The organism is Janthinobacterium sp. HH104 (genome assembly GCF_001758715.1).
Lineage (GTDB): Bacteria > Pseudomonadota > Gammaproteobacteria > Burkholderiales > Burkholderiaceae_D > Janthinobacterium > Janthinobacterium aestuarii.
In genome coordinates, this window is the sequence record NZ_LRIB01000023.1 from 147,071 (window position 1) to 167,176 (window position 20,106).

General features: G+C 64.4%; 19 protein-coding genes. 11 read left to right on the forward strand and 8 right to left on the reverse strand.

Annotated elements, in window-relative coordinates; translation table 11 throughout:
* Positions 1-53: 53 nt before the first annotated feature.
* Positions 54-542: an Lrp/AsnC family transcriptional regulator gene (locus JAB6_RS07850; RefSeq protein ID WP_034750278.1), complete on the reverse strand. Its 489-nt coding sequence runs from the start codon at positions 540-542 to the stop codon at positions 54-56.
* A 77-nt stretch (positions 543-619) separates the two neighbouring features.
* Between JAB6_RS07850 and JAB6_RS07855 the strand changes: the two genes are divergently transcribed.
* Positions 620-1,513 carry a DMT family transporter gene (locus JAB6_RS07855; RefSeq protein ID WP_070302149.1) on the forward strand — a complete coding sequence of 298 codons (894 nt, stop codon included), beginning with the start codon at positions 620-622 and terminating at the stop codon, positions 1,511-1,513.
* A gap of 19 nt (positions 1,514-1,532) precedes the next feature.
* Here JAB6_RS07855 and JAB6_RS07860 read toward each other — a convergent pair whose 3' ends face one another.
* Positions 1,533-2,660, reverse strand: coding sequence for an MFS transporter (locus JAB6_RS07860; RefSeq protein WP_081368103.1), 1,128 nt, complete (start codon positions 2,658-2,660; stop codon positions 1,533-1,535).
* Between the two features lie 53 nt (positions 2,661-2,713).
* Positions 2,714-3,820 (reverse strand): alpha/beta hydrolase, encoded by a 1,107-nt coding sequence (locus tag JAB6_RS07865; protein ID WP_254671517.1) that lies wholly within the window; start codon positions 3,818-3,820, stop codon positions 2,714-2,716.
* A gap of 98 nt (positions 3,821-3,918) precedes the next feature.
* Here JAB6_RS07865 and JAB6_RS07870 point away from each other — a divergent pair, with 98 nt between their 5' ends.
* Positions 3,919-4,812 (forward strand): LysR family transcriptional regulator, encoded by an 894-nt coding sequence (locus tag JAB6_RS07870; RefSeq protein ID WP_070302153.1) that lies wholly within the window; start codon positions 3,919-3,921, stop codon positions 4,810-4,812.
* Here the strand turns inward: JAB6_RS07870 and JAB6_RS07875 are convergent.
* On the reverse strand, positions 4,777-6,009 hold the full coding sequence (locus JAB6_RS07875) for an MFS transporter (RefSeq protein WP_070302155.1): 1,233 nt from the start codon (positions 6,007-6,009) through the stop codon (positions 4,777-4,779). The two genes, JAB6_RS07870 and JAB6_RS07875, sit on opposite strands and share 36 nt — an antisense overlap.
* A 97-nt stretch (positions 6,010-6,106) precedes the next feature.
* Between JAB6_RS07875 and JAB6_RS07880 the strand changes: the two genes are divergently transcribed.
* Together JAB6_RS07880 and JAB6_RS07885 are read left to right on the forward strand one after the other, a co-directional pair.
* Complete coding sequence (locus JAB6_RS07880) at positions 6,107-7,015, forward strand: LysR family transcriptional regulator (RefSeq protein WP_070302157.1); 909 nt, start codon at positions 6,107-6,109, stop codon at positions 7,013-7,015.
* 64 nt (positions 7,016-7,079) lie between these two features.
* Entirely contained in the window at positions 7,080-7,613 is a 534-nt protein-coding gene (locus JAB6_RS07885; RefSeq protein WP_070302158.1) for a DUF4256 domain-containing protein, read from the forward strand.
* An 11-nt stretch (positions 7,614-7,624) separates the two neighbouring features.
* On the opposite strand, the gene JAB6_RS07890 is transcribed toward JAB6_RS07885, so the two are convergent.
* Both JAB6_RS07890 and JAB6_RS07895 read right to left on the reverse strand, forming a co-directional pair.
* Positions 7,625-9,781, reverse strand: a complete 2,157-nt coding sequence (locus JAB6_RS07890; protein ID WP_070302160.1) for a bifunctional diguanylate cyclase/phosphodiesterase — start codon at positions 9,779-9,781, stop codon at positions 7,625-7,627.
* A 165-nt stretch (positions 9,782-9,946) separates the two neighbouring features.
* Positions 9,947-10,873 carry a LysR family transcriptional regulator gene (locus tag JAB6_RS07895; RefSeq protein ID WP_070302161.1) on the reverse strand — a complete coding sequence of 309 codons (927 nt, stop codon included), beginning with the start codon at positions 10,871-10,873 and terminating at the stop codon, positions 9,947-9,949.
* Positions 10,874-11,040: 167 nt separating this feature from the next.
* On the opposite strand from JAB6_RS07895, the gene JAB6_RS07900 reads away from it, so the two are divergent.
* From JAB6_RS07900 to JAB6_RS07925, 6 genes are all read left to right on the forward strand, one after another.
* Positions 11,041-11,742, forward strand: coding sequence for a pirin family protein (locus JAB6_RS07900; RefSeq protein ID WP_034749933.1), 702 nt, complete (start codon positions 11,041-11,043; stop codon positions 11,740-11,742).
* A gap of 29 nt (positions 11,743-11,771) precedes the next feature.
* Positions 11,772-12,158, forward strand: coding sequence for a DoxX family protein (locus tag JAB6_RS07905; protein ID WP_070224091.1), 387 nt, complete (start codon positions 11,772-11,774; stop codon positions 12,156-12,158).
* A gap of 157 nt (positions 12,159-12,315) precedes the next feature.
* A complete protein-coding gene (locus JAB6_RS07910; protein ID WP_070302163.1) occupies positions 12,316-14,559 on the forward strand; it encodes a PhoX family phosphatase in 2,244 nt (747 codons plus the stop codon).
* 220 nt (positions 14,560-14,779) lie between these two features.
* Positions 14,780-15,433 (forward strand): GTP cyclohydrolase II, encoded by a 654-nt coding sequence (gene ribA / locus JAB6_RS07915; protein WP_034749940.1) that lies wholly within the window; start codon positions 14,780-14,782, stop codon positions 15,431-15,433.
* A 74-nt stretch (positions 15,434-15,507) separates the two neighbouring features.
* Positions 15,508-16,923: a serine protease gene (locus tag JAB6_RS07920; protein WP_070302164.1), complete on the forward strand. Its 1,416-nt coding sequence runs from the start codon at positions 15,508-15,510 to the stop codon at positions 16,921-16,923.
* On the forward strand, positions 16,920-17,900 hold the full coding sequence (locus tag JAB6_RS07925) for an FHA domain-containing protein (RefSeq protein ID WP_070302166.1): 981 nt from the start codon (positions 16,920-16,922) through the stop codon (positions 17,898-17,900). The genes JAB6_RS07920 and JAB6_RS07925 overlap by 4 nt, the downstream gene beginning before the upstream one ends.
* 73 nt (positions 17,901-17,973) lie before the next feature.
* Here JAB6_RS07925 and JAB6_RS07930 read toward each other — a convergent pair whose 3' ends face one another.
* On the reverse strand, positions 17,974-18,630 hold the full coding sequence (locus tag JAB6_RS07930; protein ID WP_070302168.1) for a CCXG family PEP-CTERM protein: 657 nt from the start codon (positions 18,628-18,630) through the stop codon (positions 17,974-17,976).
* 514 nt (positions 18,631-19,144) lie between these two features.
* Between JAB6_RS07930 and JAB6_RS07935 the strand changes: the two genes are divergently transcribed.
* Entirely contained in the window at positions 19,145-19,483 is a 339-nt protein-coding gene (locus JAB6_RS07935; protein ID WP_070302171.1) for an MmcQ/YjbR family DNA-binding protein, read from the forward strand.
* Here the strand turns inward: JAB6_RS07935 and JAB6_RS07940 are convergent, their stop codons facing one another.
* Positions 19,484-20,104, reverse strand: coding sequence for a TetR/AcrR family transcriptional regulator (locus JAB6_RS07940; protein WP_070302173.1), 621 nt, complete (start codon positions 20,102-20,104; stop codon positions 19,484-19,486). It abuts the gene before it with no gap.
* Positions 20,105-20,106: the final 2 nt, after the last annotated feature.

The following is a 20,106-nucleotide window of genomic DNA, read 5'->3' on the forward strand; positions in this document are numbered from 1 at the left end:
TTCATGCTCCTACATTCGTCCCTGTCCCGCTTATGCCAGGGAAAATCTTCCGCCTACCCCAGCGGCACGTGCAAGCCCATCTTCAGGCAAGTCAGTGCCACCGACGTGCGGTAGCGGCGGATATTGTCGTCGCCGCCGAACAGGCGCTCCGTCAGCGCCTCGTATTCGGCCATGCTGCTGGCGGTAATGATCAGCAGGTAATCGGCCTCGCCCGTGATCCCGTAGCACTGCTGGATGGCAGGCTCGGCCATGATGCGCGCGCGCATGCCGGCCGTGCGCTGCGGATGTTCGTCGTGCAAATGCACTTCCACCGTCAGGATCAGGGGGCGGCCTACGCGGCTCGCGTCGAGCACGGCCACTTCATTGCGGATCACGCCGCTCTCGCGCAGGCGGCGGATGCGCCGCTGCACGGCCGGTGCCGACAAGTGCACGGCCTGGGCGATTTCACGCTGCGATGTCGTGTTATCGCGCTGCAAGATGTCGAGGATGGCCAGGTCGAATGTATCGAGGGTGAGGGATGGCGTGAGCGAAAGTTGCGTCATGAAGGTCAAAATGCAGTGCAAAACTCGGAGCAGACACAATAAACTTTCGCTATTCCGATATCAAGCCTTTTATCACCATGCCATTACGCCGCTATTCCTCGTTGATTCCCCTGCTGGCCATCCTCGGCTCCGTCACCTGCCTGGGACTGGGCACCTCATGGGCCAAGCACAGTCTGTTCCCGCTCGTGGGCGCGCAGGGCACGACGGCCGTGCGCGTGGGCTTTTCCGCGCTGCTGCTGTTGCTGTTCTGGCGCCCGTGGCGCTGGCAGCTGAGCCGTGCCGACCTGCGCACCGTGGCCCTGTACGGCGCCGCGCTGGGCTTGACCAACCTGTGCTTCTACATGGCCTTGCGCACCATTCCGTTCGGCATCGCCGTGGCGATCGAGTTTTCCGGCCCGCTGGCCGTGGCCCTGCTGGCCTCGCGCCGCCCGCTCGACTTCGTCTGGGTGGCCCTGGCCGTGGCGGGACTGGCGCTGCTGCTGCCCCTCGGCCACGACGTCAGCAACCTCGATCCCACGGGCGTGCTGTTCGCCCTGGGCGCTGCCGTCTGCTGGGCCTCGTACATCGTCTTCGGCAAGCGCGCCAGCCATCTGCATGCGGGCCATTCCGTCTCGCTGGGCCTGGCCATGGCCGCGCTGGTGGTCGTGCCCGTCGGGGTGATGCACAGCGGCGCCGCCCTGCTCTCGCCCGTCGTGCTGGGCGTAGGCCTGGGCGTGGCCCTTATTTCCAGCGCGATACCGATCTCGCTGGAAATGGTGGCCCTGAAGCGGCTGACGCCGCAAGCGTTCGGCATCATGAGCAGCATGGAGCCGGCCGTGGCCGCCATGCTCGCGTACATCCTGCTCGACGAGCGCCTCGGTGCCGGGCAATGGCTGGCGATTGCCATGATCATGGCCGCGTCGATGGGCAGTTCGTACATGGCGCAGCGCCAGAGACGCGCTGCGCCAGCTGGTGCTCAGGCCCGAATATAAGTCGTGAAGCTGGCATAGATCATGACGATGCCTCGTGCAGCCTGGCCGTGCGCCAGGCCAGCAGCGCGGCCAGCACGAGCAGCGCGGCGCTGGCCATGAAGGTGGCGCGAAAACCGTGGCCATCGAGCAGGATGCCGCCGACGGTCGAACCGAAGGCGATGCACAGCTGGACGACGGCCACCATCAGGCCGCCGCCGGCTTCGGCGTCGGCGGGCAAGGTCTGCGCCAGCCACGACCACCAGCCCGTGGGCGCGGCCGTCGCCAGCAAGCCCCATAGCCCCAGCAGCACGAAGACGGGCGCCAGCTCGGCGCCGAACGCCAGCAAGGCCAGCGCGATGGCCGCCATCAGCAAGGGGATGGCGACGAGCGTGCGGTACAGGCCACGCTGCAGCACGACGCCGATCAGCGCCGTGCCGATGAAGCCGGCCACGCCGATCACCAGCAGCAGCATCGACAAGGTGGGCACGCCGACGCGCGTGACGTTTTCCAGGAACGGTCGCACATAGGTAAACAGCACGAACTGCCCCATGAAGAACGCGCCGACGGCCAGCATGCCCAGGGCGACCTGGCGTCGTTCGAGCAGGCGCAAGACCTGGCCGGAACGGGCCGAACGCGGCGCCGCCGGCATCGATGGCAGGCTGCGCCACTGCCAGGCCAGCGCCAGCAACGCCACCGGCGCCAGGCACAGGAAGGCGCCGCGCCAGCCGATGCTGGCGCCCAGATAGCTGCCCAGCGGCGCGGCCACCACGGTCGCCAGCGCATTGCCGCCGTTGAAGATGGCCAGCGCCCTGGGCACGCTGTGGCTGGGCACGAGGCGCATCGCCACGGCGACCGACATCGACCAGAAGCCGCCCACCACGACGCCAATCAGCGCGCGCCCCGCCATGTACATCGCGTAGCTGGTGGCCAGCCCCACCACCAGCGCCGACACGCACATCAGGCCCGTCAACAGCAGCAGCAAGGTCTTGCGGTTCATCGATGCCGCCAGGGTAGCGATGGACAGGCTGGCCAGCACGGCGAAGGCGCCCGAGATGGCGATGCCATAGCCGGCCAGGCCTTCGCTGACGCGCAAGTCCGCCGCCAAGGGCGTGAGCAGGCTGACGGGCATGAATTCGGAAGCGATCAGGGTGAACACGCACAGGGTCATGGCAAAGATGCCGCCCCAGAACGCGGGCGCTGCCGCCTCGCTGCGGACCGCGCTCATGCCGCCAGGGCGCGCTGAAAGAACGACGTCAGCCTGTCCCAAGGGATCAGGGTCACGCGGTCATACAGGTCGACGTGGCCGGCGCCGGCAACGTAATGGAGTTCCTTCGGCTCGGCGGCGCGCCGGTAGGCATCCTCGCTGAACTCCTTCGAGTGCGCCTGGTCGCCCGTGATGAACAGCAGCGGACGGGGCGAGATCGTCTCGATATCGATGAAGGGATAGAAATTCATGAACTTGACGTTGCTGCTCAAGGTGGGACGGGTGGCGCGCTCGGGCAGCTGGCCGGCAGGGATGTAGGCGCCGCGCGGCGTGCGGTAGAAGTCGTGGAATTCGCGTTCGATAGCACTTGGGTTGGCGCTCAGCTCGGGCAAGGTGCCGCTCGTGTAGGCGGTGGCGCCGCCGGCAAACTCCACCTGGCGCTGGCGCGCGGCCGCGCCGATATAAGCCTGGCGCTGCGCCAGCGTTTGCGAGCGGCGCAAGCCATGGCGGCTGGCGCTGCCCATGTCATACATGCTCACCGTGGCGACGGCCTTGATGCGCGGGTCGATCTTGGCCGCGCTGATGACAAAGCTGCCGCTGCCGCAAATGCCGATGGCGGCGATGCGTTCGCTGTCGACAACCGCTTGTGCGCCGAGAAAATCGACGGCCGCGCTGAAATCCTCGGCGTAGATGTCGGGCGAGACGGCGTTGCGCGGCTGCCCTTCGCTCTCGCCCCAGAACGACAGGTCCAGCGACAGGGCGACGAAGCCCTGCTCGGCCATTTTGGTCGCATACAGGTTCGCGCTTTGCTCCTTGACGGCGCCCATCGGGTGGCCAACGATGATGGCGGCGTGCCGGCGAGCGGGGTCCAGCTGCGCCGGCAGGAACAGATTGCCGGCAACCGTCATCTGGTACTGGTTGCGGAAGCGCACCGGCTGCACCGTCACCTTGCCGCTTTTGTAGAAATTGTCGGCGCCATCGGGCATGGCCGGCAAGGCCGGCGCGGCGGTGGCGAAAATGGGTGCGCCCAGGACGGATAGGACGCCCAGTGCCGCCATGCCCGTGCCCGCTGCCTTGACGAATTCGCGGCGGCCAGCTGTCGTTTTCATGCGTGTTGTCTTCATGCCCATGCTCCTTTAAAAGTCAGGGCACCATCTTGACGCAGGCAAGCTCTTTTGATTAGCGGGTACAATCTTGATGTAGTTATGAGAAAAATTCAGTAATGAGCCAAGCCAAAGTCAACGATCTGCAAGCCTTCCTCGCCGTGGCGCGGGAACGCAGCTTTACCAAGGCCGCCGCCAGGCTGGGCATCACCGCGTCCGCGCTCAGCCACACCATCCGCACCCTGGAAGAACGGCTGGGCGTGCGCCTGCTGGCGCGCACCACGCGCAACGTGGCGCCCACCGACGCGGGTGAAAAGCTCATGCTGGCCATCGCGCCCCTGTTCGAGCAGATCGCCGCCGAGGTCGAGGCGCTGGGCGCGCTGCGCGACAAGCCGCGCGGCACTATCCGCGTCACCTGCACCGACGACCATATCGAACTGCTGCTGCGCCCCATGCTGGCCGGCTTCCTGCGCGACTATCCCGACATCAGCCTGGAACTGGTGGTCGACTACGGCTTTACGAATGTGGTCGAGCAGCGCTTCGACGCCGGCATCCGCCTGGGCGAAGCGATCAGCAAGGACATGATCGCCGTGCGCATCGGCCCCGACTGGCGCCTGGCCGTGGTAGGGTCGCCCGCGTATTTCGCGCGCCATGGAGCGCCCGCGACGCCGCATGCACTGACGGAATTCGCTTGCGTGAATATCCGCCACCGGCCCGCTGGCGCCATCTACGCCTGGGAATTCGAAAAGGATGGGCAAGCCTTTGCCGTCAAGGCCGAAGGCCAGCTGGTGTTCAACAGCATCATGCACGTGCTCAATGCGGCGCTCGACGGCATCGGCCTGGCGTATGTGCCCGAGCCCCTGCTGGCGCCCTACCTGGCCGATGGCCGCCTGGTCGAAATCCTCGCCGACTGGTGCCCCACCTTCCAGGGCTACCACCTGTACTACCCGAACCGGCGCCAGGCCACGCCCGCGTTTTCAGCCTTCGTGGAGGCGCTGCGCTACCGCGCCTGATTTCGCCACGTTCCTGCGCGCCAGCCAGGCCAGCGGCAGCAAGGCGAGCAATGCCGCCGCCACGCCGGCCCATGGCGACGACGCCATCATGTGGCGCGAGACCATCAGCGCACCGAGCATGGAACCGAAGGAAATGCCGAGATTAAACGCGGAAATGTTCAGGCCCGAGGCGAAATCGACGGCGTGCGGCGTGTAGCGCTCGGCCGTGGCCAGCATGCCGGCCTGCAAGGCGGGCGACAGGCCGAAGGCGAACACGCCCCAGACGAACAGCATCACCGTCATCATCCACTGCGAGCTGATGCTGAGCGCCACGCCCGCTTGCGTGGCGGCCAGCAACAGCAGCATCACACGCAAGGCCTTTGGCCAGCCCAGGTGGCTGGTCAGGTAGCCGCCCGCCAGATTGCCGGCAAAAGTGGCGATGCCGAACACAATCAGCAAGGCGCTGGCCATGGTGGCGGAAAAACCCGTCACGTCCGTCAGGATGGGCGTGATAAACGTGAACGCGGCAAAGCTGCTGCCGAAACCGAACGTCGTCACGGCCATCATGGTGATAATGGGACCGCTGCCCAGGGCCGCCAGCTGCGTCATGGCCTTGCCGCCCTTGCCTTGCACTAAACCGGCCGGCAGCCAGCGCGCCATGGCGGCCAGGCCCAGCGCGGCCAAGACCACCACGGCAAAGAAGGGCAAACGCCAGCCCATCAAATTGCCGAGGAAGCTGCCGAACGGCACGCCGATCACCATGGCCAGGGTCAATCCCGCGAACATCACGGAAATCGCCCTGCCCGCCTGCGCCTTGTCCACCAGGCTGGCGGCCACGGTGGCGCCGATGGCAAAGTAGGTGCCGTGCGCCACGGCAGTGATGACCCGCCCCAGCAGCAACAGTTCGAACGTGTGGGAAAACGCTGCCAGCAGGTTACCTGCCAGGAACACACTCATCAGCCCCAGCAGGGCCGCCTTGCGCGGCAGGCGCGACATCAAGAGCACCAGCAGCGGCGTGCCGATGGCCAGCGCCAGCGCATACAGGCTCACCAGCGAGCCGGCCGATTCGATGGAAATCCGCAAATCTTTCGCGATGCTTGGCAGGATGCCGACGACGATGAATTCGGTCACGCCGATGGCAAAGGCGCCGACGGCCAGCGCCAGCACGCCGGGCGGCATCTTGCTTGTTTGAGGGGAAACAGGGCTTGCGGTGGTCATGGCATTCTCCGGCTGAGTTCAAGCCAGCCAGTGTATCGGGCATTCCGCTTTTGATATAGACTCCGATAATGGAAACACCTGTGAAATGGATTCAATAATGGCCAGGCAAGACATCAACCGCGCGTTCGAGATGGCCGTCTTCGTCGCCGTGGTGGAAACGGGCGCCTTTTCCGCCGCCGCGCGCCGCCTGGCCTTGACGCCATCGGCCGTGAGCAAGCTCGTCAACCGCCTGGAAGCGCGGCTCGGCGCCCGTTTGCTCCAGCGCAGCACGCGCCAGCTGCACACGACGCCCGAGGGCGACGCCTTCTTCGTGCAGTGCAAGCGCATCCTCGACGATATCGACGGCGCCGAGCGCGAAGCATCGCAAGGCGCGGCGCCGCGCGGGCGCTTGCGCATCAACTGTTTCGTGCCGTTCGGCGTACGCCATCTGCTGCCCATCCTGCCCGAGTTCACGCAGCGCTATCCCGACATCGTGCTCGACGTCGTCGTCAGCGACGCCATCGTCGACTTGCTGGAAGACCGCACCGACATCGCCATCCGCACGGGCAAGCTGAAGGAATCGAACCTGGTGGCGCGCAAACTGGGCGAAGACGCGATGATCGTCGTGGCCTCGCCCGCCTACGCGGCGCGGCACGGCTTGCCGCGCACGCCGCAGGATTTATCCACGCACAATCTGCTGGCGTTCAACTTCCGCTGCCAGAACGAAACCTGGCCCTTCCTCGATGGCGCGGGCGGAACGATGCAAGTGGCGCCGCAGGGCAATACCTGCGTCAGCGATGGCGAAAGCATGCGCCAGCTGGTGCTGGCCGGCATGGGACTGGGACGCTTTTCACGCCAGCACGTGCTGCGCGATATCGAGCGGGGCGATTTGATCCCCGTGCTGCAGGACTACAATCCGGGCGACAGGGAACTCGTGCACGCCGTCTTCGTGGGACCGGGCCTGCAAGTGCCGGCCAGGGTGCGCGTGATGCTCGATTATCTGCTGGAAAAAGTGCAGCTGGGGTGAGCGCCACCTGTCCGCATCGCGTCTTATAATCGGCCGTACCATTGAACTTCCAGGGAGCCGCGCCATGCACGATGACTTGATCCACACCTTGCAAAACCGCTTCAGCAAGCACATGCACCGCCATCCGGGATGGACGTGGGACAAGGTGCTGGCGCGGCTGGACGCCGCTCCCGCCAGCCTGGCGGTCTTGGAGCAAATGGAAGACACGGGCGGCGAACCGGACGTCATCGGGCACGCCGGCGGCACGGGCGCCGTCACGTTTTGCGATTGCTCGGCAGAAAGCCCGCTCGGCCGGCGCAGCCTGTGTTTCGATGCTGATGCCCTGGCCGCGCGCAAGGCCAACAAGCCGGCCGGCAGCGCCATGGCCATGGCGCAAACGATGGGAGTCACACTGCTGACGGAAACGCAGTACCGCCAGTTGCAGGAACTGGAACCGTTCGACCGCAAGACCTCGAGCTGGATCGCGACGCCGGACAGCATCCGTGCGCTGGGCGGCGCCCTGTTTTGCGACCGCCGCTATGAGCAGGTCTTCGTCTATCACAATGGCGCCGACTCGTATTATGCGAGCCGGGGTTTCCGTGGCTTGCTGCGCGTCTGACCGCTAAGGCTTCAGACTGCCGCTTCCAGGCGCAATTGCCGGCCTTCATCGAGCATCAGCTCGAACTCGGCCGCCGGCACGGCCGGGCTGAACAGATAGCCTTGCAGCTGGTCGCAGCCGAGTTCGCGCAGGAAGCGCATCTGCTCGGCCGTTTCCACCCCTTCGGCAACGATTTCCTGGCGCAGCTGCTGCGCCATGGTGACGATGGCGCGGGCGATGGCGCAATCGTTTTCCTCGAACGGCAAACCGATGACGAACGAGCGGTCGATCTTCAAGGTACTGATGGGGAATTTCTTCAGGTAGGCGAGGCTGGAATAGCCAGTGCCGAAGTCGTCCAGCGCCAGCGCCAGGCCCATGGCCACCAGCTGGTTCATGATGTCGATGACCTTGTCGGCGCCGCGCATCAGCAGGCTTTCCGTGATTTCCAGCATGATTTGGTCGGGCCGCACGCCGTAGCGCTCGAGCACGGCCGCTATGCGTGCCGGCAACTGCTCATCGAACTGGCGCGCCGACAGGTTGACGGCGATGGCCGGCATGTGCAGGCCCCGGTCTTCCCAGCTGCGGATCTGGCGGCAGGCCTCGTCCAGCACCCAGGTGCCCAGCTCCAGAATCAAACTGGTTTCCTCGGCAACGGGGATAAAGACGCCCGGTGAGACCATGCCGCGCATCGGATGCTTCCAGCGCAGCAAGGCTTCCGCGCCCACGATGCGTCCGCTGGCCAGGCTCACTTTCGGCTGGTAATGCAATTCCAGCTCCTTGTCACCCAGCGCCAGCCGCATTTCGCTTTCCAGGCGCAAATGCTCCTTGGCCCTGCGGTTCATGTCTTCGCGGTAAAACAGGAAGGTCGATTCGATCGTCTGCCCCGCCTTGGACACGGCCACGTCGGCAAAGCGGAACAGGGCCGGCGCTTCCAGGCCATCTTCCGGATACACGGTGATGCCGATGCTGGCGCCCACATGCAGCGCGTGCGCATCGATATTGATCGGCGCCTCGAGCAGGTTGAGCAGCTTTTGCGCCACATTTGCCGCGTGTTCGCGCTTTTCGATATGCAGCAGGGCCACGACGAACTTGCTGTTGTCGACGCGCGCCAGGATGTCCGCGTCGCGCAGGGCGCCACGGAACAGCTGGCCGATGGCGATCACCAGCTGGTCGCCCACTTCATGGCCCAGGGTGTCGCTGATGGAACCGATGCGGCTGATGTCGATGACCATCAGCGCGCCATGCGTGCCCTGGCGTTTCGCTTCGGCCAGGCCCTGGTCGACCAATTGATTGAGCAGGCAGCGGTTGGGCAAGCCCGTCAGGCTGTCGTAGTTGGCCATGCGCTGCATGCGCGCTTCGGCATCCTTGTGCACCGAGATATCGGAAAACAGGGAAAACACGTGGCTGATTTCGCCGAATTCATCGCGCACGACGCTGATGGTGACGTCTTGCGGAAACAGTTCGCCATTCTTGCGCTTGCCGATGATTTCACCGCGCCAGGAACCGTGCCCGCGCATGGCGGCGCGCACCTTGGCGCGGAAATCGGGGTCGTGCACGCCCGAGCGCAGCAAGTCCGGCGTGCGGCCGATGGCTTCGGCAGGCGAATAGCCGGTGATGCGGCTGAACGAACTGTTGATCGAGACGATGCGCTCTTCCGCATCCGTGATCAGCACGGCTTGCTCGCTGTCTTCGATGATGCGCGCGTGCAACCTGACCTTGTCCACGTCGGACAGCGGCTCGCTCATGGCCGACAGGCGCACGGCCATGCCGCATGCCTTGCCCGCCTGGTCGTGGATCACGTGGCGGTGCATGCGCAGCCACGTCACCATGCCCGACTTCTTGCGCCGGCGCACATCGGTGGCCACGTCGCCCTGCATGAAATGCAGTTCCAGCACGCTCGCTTCCGCGTCGTCTTCCGGATACAAAAACAGGATGTGCTGGCCCAGCGCCTCGATTTCGGAATAGCCGAACATCTGTTCGGCGCCATGGTTCCAGCCGATCAAAAAGCCGTCGGGATCGATTTCCAGCAAGGCGTCGGGGGGCGCCACGCGCACCACGGGCCGGCTGGCGCCGCGCAGGCGCTCCAGCTCTTCCTCCAGCCGCGCCAGGGTGGCGGCCTGCTGCGGCCCCGCCTGTTCACGGGCGTCCTGGGCCAGGCGCAGGCACAGCGCGACCTTCGCCTCAAGCATGGCAACCCCACTTGTGGGCCAAGTCAGGGGAAGGTATCAGGGGCGCTGCGGTGTGTGTAATCATCAAAATCCCACTGTGGGGCATGGAGGTCGGGCAAGAAATACGATTGCAATACTGCGAATATGGTAACTTAAAAATGTTGGCGTATGTCAACATTTTAAGGCCTACGCCGAATGGCCCGGCAGATGCTGCGCCAGGCGGGCAAACACATCCGGTTCGCGCATGCGCGCCATCCACCAGCGCAATGCCGCGCCATCCTCGCCCACTCGCCACGCCAGGTAAAACGTTTCCGACGGTTTCGGCTCTTCCACGGCCTTTTCCACCAGCAAGCCGCGCGCGATGGCGGCGCGGGCGCACGGTCCCGGCAGGAAGCCAAAGCCCAGCCCCAGCACCTGGTAATCGAACTTGACCTGCATGTTCGGCACGCTCAAGGCATCTTGCCCCAGCAGCAGCCCCACCGTGCGCGGCGCCATCTGGCGCGCCGAATCGGCCACCACCACGGCCCGGTGCTGCTGCAGGTGGCCGCGCGACAGGGGTTCCCGCACCTGCGCCAGCGGATGCGTGGGCGCCACGGTAAAGACGAAGTCGAGCGTGCCGATCGGCTGCGCGATATAGCCGCCGCCCGCCGGTCCGTCGCCGGGCGCGCCCACGAGCAAGTCGGCGCGCCGGTCCAGCAGCGCTTCCCACGTGCCCGACAGGGTGTCTTGCGACAGACGCAGGCGCGTCTGCTGCGCCACGTCGTAAAAGGCGCGCACGTCGTCGGCCAGGGCCACGGCGGAAAACATGGAATCGATGCCGATGGACAATTCCGTTTCCCAGCCGGACGCCACCCTGCGCACGCGGTGCTCGAGGTCCTGCGCCGCCTTCAATAGATAACGGCCCTCTTTCAGCAATTCCTGGCCAGCCGCCGTCAGCATGACTTTCGGGCCATTGCGCTGGAACACTTGCACGCCCAGGTCGTCTTCCAGCTTGGCCACCGTATAGGAAATGGTGGACGGGACTTTATGCAACTCCTTGCCGGCCGACGAGAACGATCCGCGGCGGTCGATGGCGTCAACGATTTGCAGGGCTTCCAGGCTCAGTCTTAACATTCGATTTTTTCGATCATAGGTCGCAAGATTTTCCGTTTTTCTTTCTCTGCTAGGGGGCCTATACTTTGTTCATCGTACAGCGAAGGGAAGAAAAGAAGCCACGGCGTAACGCCAGGCAACGGTCCTTCGAAATTATCGCACATTAACTTATAGAAACGGAGTCCACCATGTTACAGATTCGTCATAGCGAAGAACGCGGCGCAGCCAACCACGGCTGGCTCAATTCCCACCACAGCTTTTCCTTCGGCAGCTACCATGATCCGCTGCACATGGGCTTTGGCCCCTTGCTGGTGATCAATGAAGACCGGGTCACGCCTGGCCAGGGTTTCGGCACGCACGGCCACCGCGACATGGAAATCATTTCGTATGTGCTCGACGGCGCGCTGGAACACAAGGACAGCATGGGCACGGGTTCCGTCCTGCACTACGGCGATGTGCAGCGCATGAGCGCCGGCAGCGGCGTGCGCCACAGCGAGTTCAATCATTCGGCAACGGAGGGCTTGCACTTCCTGCAGATCTGGATCCAGCCGAACGTGACGGGCATTCCGCCCAGCTATGAAGAGAAACACTTCACGCCGGAAAGCAAACGGGGCAAGCTGCGCCTGATCGCCTCCTCCGACGGCCGCCAGGGTTCCGTGCTGATCCACCAGAATGCGGCCATCTACGCCAGCATCCTGCAGGAAGGCGAACAGGCAGAACATGCGCTGGAAGAAGGCCGTCTCGCCTATGTGCACCTGATCCGCGGCAGCCTGGTTGTCAACGGCACGCCGTTGAAAGCGGGCGATGCGCTGAAGCTGACGCAGGAAGCCAGCGTGATCATCACTCAGCCGGAAGATGCGGAGTTCCTGCTCTTCGACCTGCCTAAATAATTGATAAATATATTAAGAAAGAGAAAATCATGGAAAACAGAACCAACGTATTGCTGCCCCTCGGCCGTGCCGCCCTTGGCGTGCTGTTCTTTGTCTCGGGCTTGCTGAAAATCGGCGGCTTTGCCGGTGTGGCCGGCTACATGGCCAGCCAGGGCTTGCCGATCGCCAATATCTTGCTGGTGGGCGTGATCGTGCTGGAAGTGGGCGGCGGCTTGCTCTTGATCACGGGCTGGCAGGCGCGCTGGGCGGCGCTGGCCCTGGCGCTGTTCCTGATTCCCACTACCGTGATCTTCCACGCCTTCTGGAGCGCCGATGCGGCCCACTTCCAGGACCAGCTGACGAACTTCCTGAAGAACCTGTCCATCTTCGGCGGCATGCTCTTGCTGGTGGAACGCGGCTTTCGCCAGGCCAAGTAAGGCCAAGGCTGCCTGACCGGATGGGCCCGTCATCGACGCGGCCCGCCCTGCCGGCAGCCTGTCACCGTTTTGTCATCAAGCTGACATGGCGCTGTCACATTCGCCAACTATCATGCGGTTGCCATTTAAATCACGCAACCACAGGACATCGCAGCCCATGAACAAGCCCAACGATCTGGCCATCAGCGCCACCGATCTGAACGACATTGACAGCAACGCGTCCCACGACAACCATTTCAACAGCATCCTGAACGCCCGCCTGAGCCGCCGCAACTGGCTGCGCGGCAGTGCCGTCACGGCCGCTACCGCCGTCATGGGGTCGATGGGCCTGTCCGCTTGCGGTGGCGGCAGCGATGCGGTCGCCGTCACGCCGACGCCGACGCCAACGCCTGAAAAACTGCTGGCCTTCACGGCCGTGCCAAAAAGCCTGGCCGACGTCGTGTCGGTACCGGCCGGCTACACGGCCACGGCCCTGTACGCGCTGGGCGACTCGCTGCGCGCGGCCACGCCAGCGTACAAGAATGACGGCAGCGATACCGATTTCGACAACCGCGCCGGCGACCACCACGACGGCATGGAATACTACGGCCTGTCCGCCGCCGGCGCACCGCTGGCATCCGGCGCCGAACGGGGCTTGCTGGCGATGAACCACGAAGCGACGACGGACGAAAAACTGTCCTCGCACTTCCTGCACGTGAATGGCGGCACCACCTCGCTGCCGCGCCCTGCGGCCGAAGTCGACAAGGAAGTGGCCGTCCACGGCCTGAGCGTGGTGGAAGTCAAGAAGACGGGCAGCGCCTGGGCCACCGTCAACGATTCCGCCTTCAACCGCCGCGTCACGCCGCTGACGGACATCGAGATCGCCGGCCCCGTGCGCGGCAACGCCCTCGTCGTCACCAAATATTCGCCGACCGGCACCAAGACGCGCGGCACCATCAACAATTGCGGCACGGGCAAGTCGCCTTGGGGCAGCTACCTGTCCGGCGAAGAAAACTGGGCCGGCTACTTCACGCGCTCGGCCACCGACAACGCGGCGCGCGGCGACAAGTCCGTCGTGTCGCTGAACCGCTATGGCCGCAGCCAGGGCGGCGCCTCGCGTCACGGCTGGGAAACGGGCGGCAGCGACGACAAGTACGCGCGCTGGAATCTGAGCAAGATCGGCGCGTCGACCAACGGCAGCGACGACTACCGCAATGAGCTGAACGGCATGGGCTACATCGTCGAAATGGATCCGTACGACAAAACCAAGGCCATCCGCAAGCGCACGGCGCTGGGCCGCTACGCGCACGAAAGCGCCGCCTTCAGCGTGCCGGCCGTGGGCCAGCAGCTGGCCGTCTACATGGGCGACGATTCGCGCAACGAATACATCTACAAGTTTGTCACGACGGCCGTCTGGGCCGCCGCCGATGCCAATCCGGCTGACCGTATCGCCACCGGCGACAAATACCTCGATTCGGGCAAGCTGTACGTGGCCAAGCTGGCCGCCGACGGCACGGGCCAGTGGATCGAGCTGGCCATGTCGAACGCGCTGATCCAGGCTTACAGCACCTACAAATTCGCCGACCTGGCCGACGTGCTGGTCAACGCCCGCCTGGCGGCCGATGCCGTGGGCGCAACGAAGATGGACCGTCCGGAATGGTGCTCGGTCAACCCGGCCAATGGCGAGATCTACTACACACTGACCAACAACTCGAACCGCACCGTCAATCCGAGCGGCTCGTCGCAGCTGGCGCCGGACAGCGCCAACCCGCGCGCCTACACGGACATGAAGGGCAGCAGCGCGCAGAACGGCAATCCGAACGGCCACATCATCCGCTTCAAGGAAGGCACGGGCGCGGCCGCGGCCACCAGCTTTACGTGGGACGTCTACCTGTTCGGCGCCGAGAGCGGCGCCGATGCCAGCAAGATCAACCTGTCGAACCTGACGGCCGACCAGGATTTCTCAAGCCCTGACGGCCTGGCCTTCAGCCCGTACACGGGCATCTGCTGGATCCAGACGGACGATGGCGCGTACACGGATGTGACCAACTGCATGATGCTGGCGGCCATTCCCGGCAAGGTCGGCGATGGCGCCAAGTCCACCCTGAACTACGCGACGGCGGCCGGCGGCAACCTGGCGGTCGACACCTTCATCGGCAAGAAACCCACGGCCGATACGCTCAAGCGCTTCCTGGTGGGACCGGTCGGCTCGGAAATCACGGGCATCAGCGAAACGCCTGACGGCAAGACCATGTTCATCAACATCCAGCACCCGGGCGAAAACACCTCGCTGGCGAATATCGGCGATCCGTCCAAATACACGAGCCAGTGGCCTGCCAACGCCGGCTATGGCGCCGGCAAGCGCCCCCGCTCGGCCACCATCGTGATCACCAAGAACGATGGCGGACGCATCGGCAGTTGATGTCCCGTGCCTGGCGGCGGCTACCGCCAGGCAAAGCCAGCAATTCACCTTGTAAAAGGAGGAAGTGCCCCTAAGTAAGGCTTATCACCAGACATTGCAACGACCGAATGGCAGCCAGGGAAAACGTTTCCCTGCTTTTTGGTATGATGGCAAGGCGCGCCGGCACCGGAGTGGTGTCGCGCGCCTTTTATTTTTGATAATTACTTATATGAGCACAACCATGCAAAGCGGCGCAGACATCCTGGCGACAGGCGAATTGGATTACACGACTTCCTGCGCACTGCCGACGCCGTGGGCCCAGTTCACCTTGCACGCCTTTGTCGAACATGCCACGGGCAAGGAACACCTGGCCATGGTGCTGGGCGATATCGGCAACGGCGAACCGGTGCTGGCGCGCGTGCATTCCGAGTGCCTGACGGGCGACGTGCTGTTTTCGCAGCGCTGCGACTGCGGCGCGCAGCTCGAGGGCGCCCTGAAACGCATCGCCGAAGAAGGCCGCGGCATCTTGCTGTACCTGCGCCAGGAAGGGCGCGGCATCGGCCTGATCAACAAGATCCGCGCCTACCGCCTGCAGGAAGCGGGCGCCGACACGGTGCAGGCGAATGAACAGCTGGGCTTCAAGGCCGACGCGCGCAACTACACCTTGTGCAAGCCCATGTTCGCGCAATTCGGCATCCACAGCCTGCGTCTGATGACGAACAACCCGCGCAAGATCGCGGCAATGGAAGCGCTGGGCATCACGGTGGCCGAACGGGTGCCGCTGCTGGTCAACCGCAACGCCTTCAACCAGCACTACCTGAATACCAAGCAAAGCAAGCTGGGTCACATGATGACGCCGGAAACGGCCCCGGCGCTGGAAGACGGCGCCCTGTAATTGCTGCCCCGGCTTGCCGGGCCGGCGCATGCCGGCCCTCGCCCGCCGCGCTCCTGCTCACGCACAAAGGATGCATGAAATTATCTGACTACGTCTTCCTGCTGGCCAGCCTGTGCGCTGCAGCGGGCGCACACGCGGCCCCGGCGCCTGCGCCAGCCGCTGCGCCAGCCACTGCGCCCGCCGCTTCGACTCCTCCCGCCAAACCACCGCCGGCCACCGCCGCGCCCGCCGCCACCGAACATGCGGCCCTGCCGCCACCCTCGTCGGCCGCGCAAAAACTGTACACGGCCGCGCGTGCCGACATCCTGCAAGTGCGCGTGCTGCTGAAAAACGGCCGCACGCAGTCGTCGGTCGGCTCGGGCTTCTTGATCGGCACGGGCGACCTGGTGGTGAGCAACTATCACGTGGTGTCCCAGTTCGCGCTCGACCCCGATACCTATGTGGGCGAATGGGTCGACACGAGCGGCCAGCGCGGTAACGTGGAATTGCTGGCCGTCGACGTGCTGCACGACCTGGCCGTGCTGCGCGTCAACCGCCACGGCACGGGCTTCTTCAAGATGCCGGAGCCGCTGGCACCGCTGACCCAGGGCCAGTACCTGTATTCGATGGGCAATCCGCTGGACCTGGGCTTCGCCATTTCGGAAGGTTCGTACAACGGCGTCGTCACGCGCAGTTTCTACGACCAGCTGATGTTTACGGGGCCGATCAATTCCGGCATGAGCGGCGGCCCCAGCGTCACGGCGAATGGCGACGTGGCCGGCGTGAACGTGTCGAAACGCCTCGATGGCGAACTCGTCAGTTTTCTCGTGCCGGCCCGCTATGCCCAGCAATTGCTGGCCAAGGTGGCGCAGCAAGGCAAGCCGCCGAAAGACTTCAAGCCGCTGGTGACGGCGCAGCTGCTGGCGCACCAGGAAGTCATGCTGGCGCGCCTGCTCGACACGCCCTTGAGCCTGAAAGCCATGGGCCCATACCGCGTGCCCGTGCGCGAGTCCGACCAGATGCGCTGCTGGGGCCGCTCCAACGTCAAGTCCGACAAGCCCTACATGCTCGACAACACCAGCTGCGCCATGGAATCGGCCATCTTCATTTCCGGCGCCCTGCAGACGGGGCAAGTGTCGATGCGCCACGAATTCTTGCGCAGCAGCGAACTGGGCGCCCTGCGCTTTTCCGAGTTGGCCAGCGCCTCGTTCAAGAATGAAAGTTTCGGCAGCTACAAGAGCGTGAATCTGACGGGCCCGCAATGCACCGAGCAGTTCGTCAAGAACAAGACGCTGCCCCTGCGCGCCGTCCTGTGCGTGCGCGCCTACCGCAAATTTACGGGACTGTACGACTTTGCCCTGCTGGCCGCCAGCACCGATGAGCCACTGATGAGCCTGCAAAGCCGCATCGACGCGCGCGGCGTGTCCTACGCCAACGGCATGCGCGTCACGCGCACCTTCCTCGAAGCGCTGTCGCGCGCGCCCACCACCACCAGCAGCCGCAAGCCATGAAGCCGCCCTATTACCTTGAAATCCTCGCCGAGAATGGCGAAGTGCAGCGGCGCCAGCGGATCGAGTCCCTGCCGATCCGCATCGGCCGCGGCTACGGCAACGACTTCATCCTCGACGACCCGCATACGGCGGCCGAGCACGCCATTGTGGAAGACGACGGCGACGGCGGCCTGCTGCTGCGCGACCTGGGCAGCCAGAACGGCGTGATCCACCGGGGACAGCGGCAACCGCAAGTGGCCTTGAGTGGCAACAGCATCGTGCGCCTCGGCCACACGCGCCTGCGCGTGCGGGCCAGCGATCATCCGGTGGCGCCCGAACTGGGCGACACGACCCGGCACGACTGGGAAGGCTTGCGCCCCGCCGTCGCCGGCCTGGCCATGATCGGCGCCTCGGCCGCCTTCAGCAACTGGCTCAGCGATGCGGACGCCTTCGAGCCGATTTCCTACCTGATGATCGTCGCCTATGCGCTGGCCGGCGGCCTCGTATGGGCGTCGATCTGGGCCGTGGCAAACCGATTGTTCGGCCATGTGGCGCGCTTCGGCCGCCACCTGTTCATCATCGGCTGCGGCCTGCTGGCCATGGAAGTGTGGGAGCTGGCCAGCAACGTGGCGGCGTACGCGCTGTCGCTGGAAGCGCTGACGCGCTACGGACGGCATATGTTCATCATCATCGTGTGCGCCATGATCTACTACCATTTGTGCACGATCAAGCCGCAGCATCCACGCCGCTTCGGCCTCGTCGCCGTCGTGCTGGCCATCCTCGGCTCGAGCCTGATCCTGCTGAGCAACCTGCAGGCCAGCGGCCGCCTGGCCGACGAGACCTACATGTCCGTGATCTACCCGCCGGCCTTGCGCCTGAGCCCGGATCACACGACGGACGCCTTCTTCCGCGACGCGGCCGGCCTGCAGCGCGCCGTCGATGCCGAACGGGGCAAGGCGGCCAAGGGCGCCGACGAAGACGAAGACAGCGGCGATTAAGAGGCCGACATGCAAAAAGCCCGCCGTGTCCTGACAGACCGGCGGGCTTTTTATTATTGCTTGGAAATTCTGCTTAGAACTTAGCTTCCTGCTTGCGGCGCGCCGTAAAGCCCAGCAAGCCCAGGCCGATCAGCAGCATGGCATAGGTGCTTGGCTCAGGAACGGCCGAGATCAAGCCGTCATTGGCGCCGAAGCTGACGAAATTGTTGTTGCCCGCCTTGAACTGCGCTTGCTGGCCGCCATCGCAGCAGCCTTCCAGGCCGTAGATGCTCAGGGTGTGGTTACCGGCCGACAAGGCGCTCGAACCGCTGAAGAACTGGCTGCCATTGTTGTAGTTGCCTGCCCACCACATGTCATTGCTCTTGAAGTCCAGCGCCACGCCATCGAGGAACAGGGCGCCGCCCTTGCCGAAGTCGACGCCGCTGCGGAAGCTCCAGGCGCCCGCATCGGCCGCGCTGACGCCAAAGTTGATCACCGACTTGAAGGCGATGTTCGAGCCGCTGCCGAACAGGCCGCTGTTGCTGACGTTGTCGTAGCTGGCGATCGTCGTCGAGCCATAGCCGGCGCCTGGCGTGGCCACGGCGGCATTCACGACGGACTGGTAGTCGGCGGCCGAGCTTTGCGCGCCGGCGCCCGAATAGCCGGTGGAGACGGTGATGGTGCTGGCGTTCGCGTGGGCAAACACGCCGGCAACGATCAGGGACAGGGCGATTTTAGGCAGGTTTTTCATGATGGTATCCAGTAAGTAAGTATTCAGTGGGCGCAGCAAGGGGCGCTTGAGCTGAATACACGCTGCATTGAGGCGTGTCGGCGTAGCGCTAGGGATTGCGTGAATGAGCGGTCGGGGACGTGGCTTCCACAAAACAGCGCGGACTTGCGGCGTGCCATGGCGGCACTGCAAGCGTCCTGGAAAGGGTTCGGGTTCCCGGGACAAGGCCAGACAATTGACGGGTCAGGTAAGACGTTGGAGCTATTCTAGCTTAAATTTCCAGGAAGAAAAGTATTTTTCTTTTAGCCATGAAAGATATTTTTCTGGCAAGCGTCTGTCCAGCGGCAGAAAAGCACCATCTTCCACTCTGTCGCAACGACCGTGCGCGGTGCGCGGCGTGTCGCGGCGGCACCACAGACCAGTCCGTCAGTGTCGCATCTTGCGCATTTCTTTTCGCATGCCGCTGCACCACGGGGCGAAACAGCATGGCAAAATGTAGTCACGCTGCTATCTGTCCGATGAGGGGGAAAGAGGAATGGTCGACCTGGAAGAACTACGCTATCTGGCACTGTCGTTTCCCGACACTACCGAGGAAGAACACCACGACCGTCCATCGTTCCGCGTGGGCGGGAAGATCTTCGCCACCCTGCCCGACGACGAGCACATTAATGTGCTGCTCGATGCGGAAGCGGCGCATATCGCCACCGTCATCACGCCAGCGGGCTGCGAGAAACTCTGGTGGGGCGAACGCCTGGCCGGCATCACGGTGCGCCTGGCGGACGCCGAGCTCGACATGCTGGCCGCCGCCCTGACGGCCGCCTGGCGGCGCAAGGCGCCCAGCGACCTGGCCAAGACCATCGCCCCGACAGGATAGTTACATCGGCCAATTACGCAGCAGCAAACCCACCATCTGCTGCAATTGCTCGCGCGAGACGCCGGCCGCCGCCTGGATGGCCATGCCCTGCGACAGGGTCACGACAAAGCGCGCCTGCTGCTCCGGGCAGGAATCGGGCGACAAATCCCCCTCTTCCTTGGCGCGCCGCAAGCGGTCGCGCAATTTGATTTCACCGCGCAGCCGGCGCGCGAACAATTCATCGCGGATCGGCAGGGCATCGTCGCTGCAGGCCAGTGCCGCATTGACGCCCATGCAGCCGTGCGGGCCGTCCGGCATGGTTTGCGCGTCGACATACTGCGTCAGCAACGCTTCCACCACCTGGCGCGCCGTCGGCTGTTCCAGCGCCGCATCGAAAAACCGCATGCGCGTGTCGCTGTAGCGCTCGAGCGCCTTGTGGAACAGCTGCTCCTTGTTGCCGAAGACGGCATACAGGCTGGGCCGGTTCATGCCCATGGCCTTCGTCAATTCCGGCAGGGAACTGCCTTCATAGCCCTTTTCCCAGAACACTTTCATGGCGCAATCGAGCGCCTCGTCCGCGTCAAAGGTCCGTGGCCGTCCCGTTTTCGCCTTGCCTGTCTCAGCTGTTTTCTCTTGTTTCATAC

Excerpts from the sequence above, each read along its gene's own strand:
- JAB6_RS07925 (WP_070302166.1), top strand. The coding sequence starts at position 16,920 with ATGAAGCCGCCCTATTACCTTGAAATCCTCGCCGAGAATGGCGAAGTG.
- JAB6_RS07930 (WP_070302168.1), bottom strand. The coding sequence starts at position 18,630 with ATGAAAAACCTGCCTAAAATCGCCCTGTCCCTGATCGTTGCCGGCGTG.
- JAB6_RS07895 (WP_070302161.1), bottom strand. The coding sequence starts at position 10,873 with ATGTTAAGACTGAGCCTGGAAGCCCTGCAAATCGTTGACGCCATCGAC.
- JAB6_RS07920 (WP_070302164.1), top strand. The coding sequence starts at position 15,508 with ATGAAATTATCTGACTACGTCTTCCTGCTGGCCAGCCTGTGCGCTGCA.
- JAB6_RS07875 (WP_070302155.1), bottom strand. The coding sequence starts at position 6,009 with ATGACCACCGCAAGCCCTGTTTCCCCTCAAACAAGCAAGATGCCGCCC.
- JAB6_RS07940 (WP_070302173.1), bottom strand. The coding sequence starts at position 20,104 with ATGAAACAAGAGAAAACAGCTGAGACAGGCAAGGCGAAAACGGGACGG.
- JAB6_RS07935 (WP_070302171.1), top strand. The coding sequence starts at position 19,145 with ATGGTCGACCTGGAAGAACTACGCTATCTGGCACTGTCGTTTCCCGAC.
- JAB6_RS07905 (WP_070224091.1), top strand. The coding sequence starts at position 11,772 with ATGGAAAACAGAACCAACGTATTGCTGCCCCTCGGCCGTGCCGCCCTT.
- JAB6_RS07880 (WP_070302157.1), top strand. The coding sequence starts at position 6,107 with ATGGCCAGGCAAGACATCAACCGCGCGTTCGAGATGGCCGTCTTCGTC.
- JAB6_RS07910 (WP_070302163.1), top strand. The coding sequence starts at position 12,316 with ATGAACAAGCCCAACGATCTGGCCATCAGCGCCACCGATCTGAACGAC.
- JAB6_RS07865 (WP_254671517.1), bottom strand. The coding sequence starts at position 3,820 with ATGAAGACAACACGCATGAAAACGACAGCTGGCCGCCGCGAATTCGTC.
- JAB6_RS07850 (WP_034750278.1), bottom strand. The coding sequence starts at position 542 with ATGACGCAACTTTCGCTCACGCCATCCCTCACCCTCGATACATTCGAC.
- JAB6_RS07855 (WP_070302149.1), top strand. The coding sequence starts at position 620 with ATGCCATTACGCCGCTATTCCTCGTTGATTCCCCTGCTGGCCATCCTC.
- JAB6_RS07900 (WP_034749933.1), top strand. The coding sequence starts at position 11,041 with ATGTTACAGATTCGTCATAGCGAAGAACGCGGCGCAGCCAACCACGGC.
- ribA (WP_034749940.1), top strand. The coding sequence starts at position 14,780 with ATGCAAAGCGGCGCAGACATCCTGGCGACAGGCGAATTGGATTACACG.
- JAB6_RS07870 (WP_070302153.1), top strand. The coding sequence starts at position 3,919 with ATGAGCCAAGCCAAAGTCAACGATCTGCAAGCCTTCCTCGCCGTGGCG.
- JAB6_RS07885 (WP_070302158.1), top strand. The coding sequence starts at position 7,080 with ATGCACGATGACTTGATCCACACCTTGCAAAACCGCTTCAGCAAGCAC.
- JAB6_RS07890 (WP_070302160.1), bottom strand. The coding sequence starts at position 9,781 with ATGCTTGAGGCGAAGGTCGCGCTGTGCCTGCGCCTGGCCCAGGACGCC.
- JAB6_RS07860 (WP_081368103.1), bottom strand. The coding sequence starts at position 2,660 with ATGACCCTGTGCGTGTTCACCCTGATCGCTTCCGAATTCATGCCCGTC.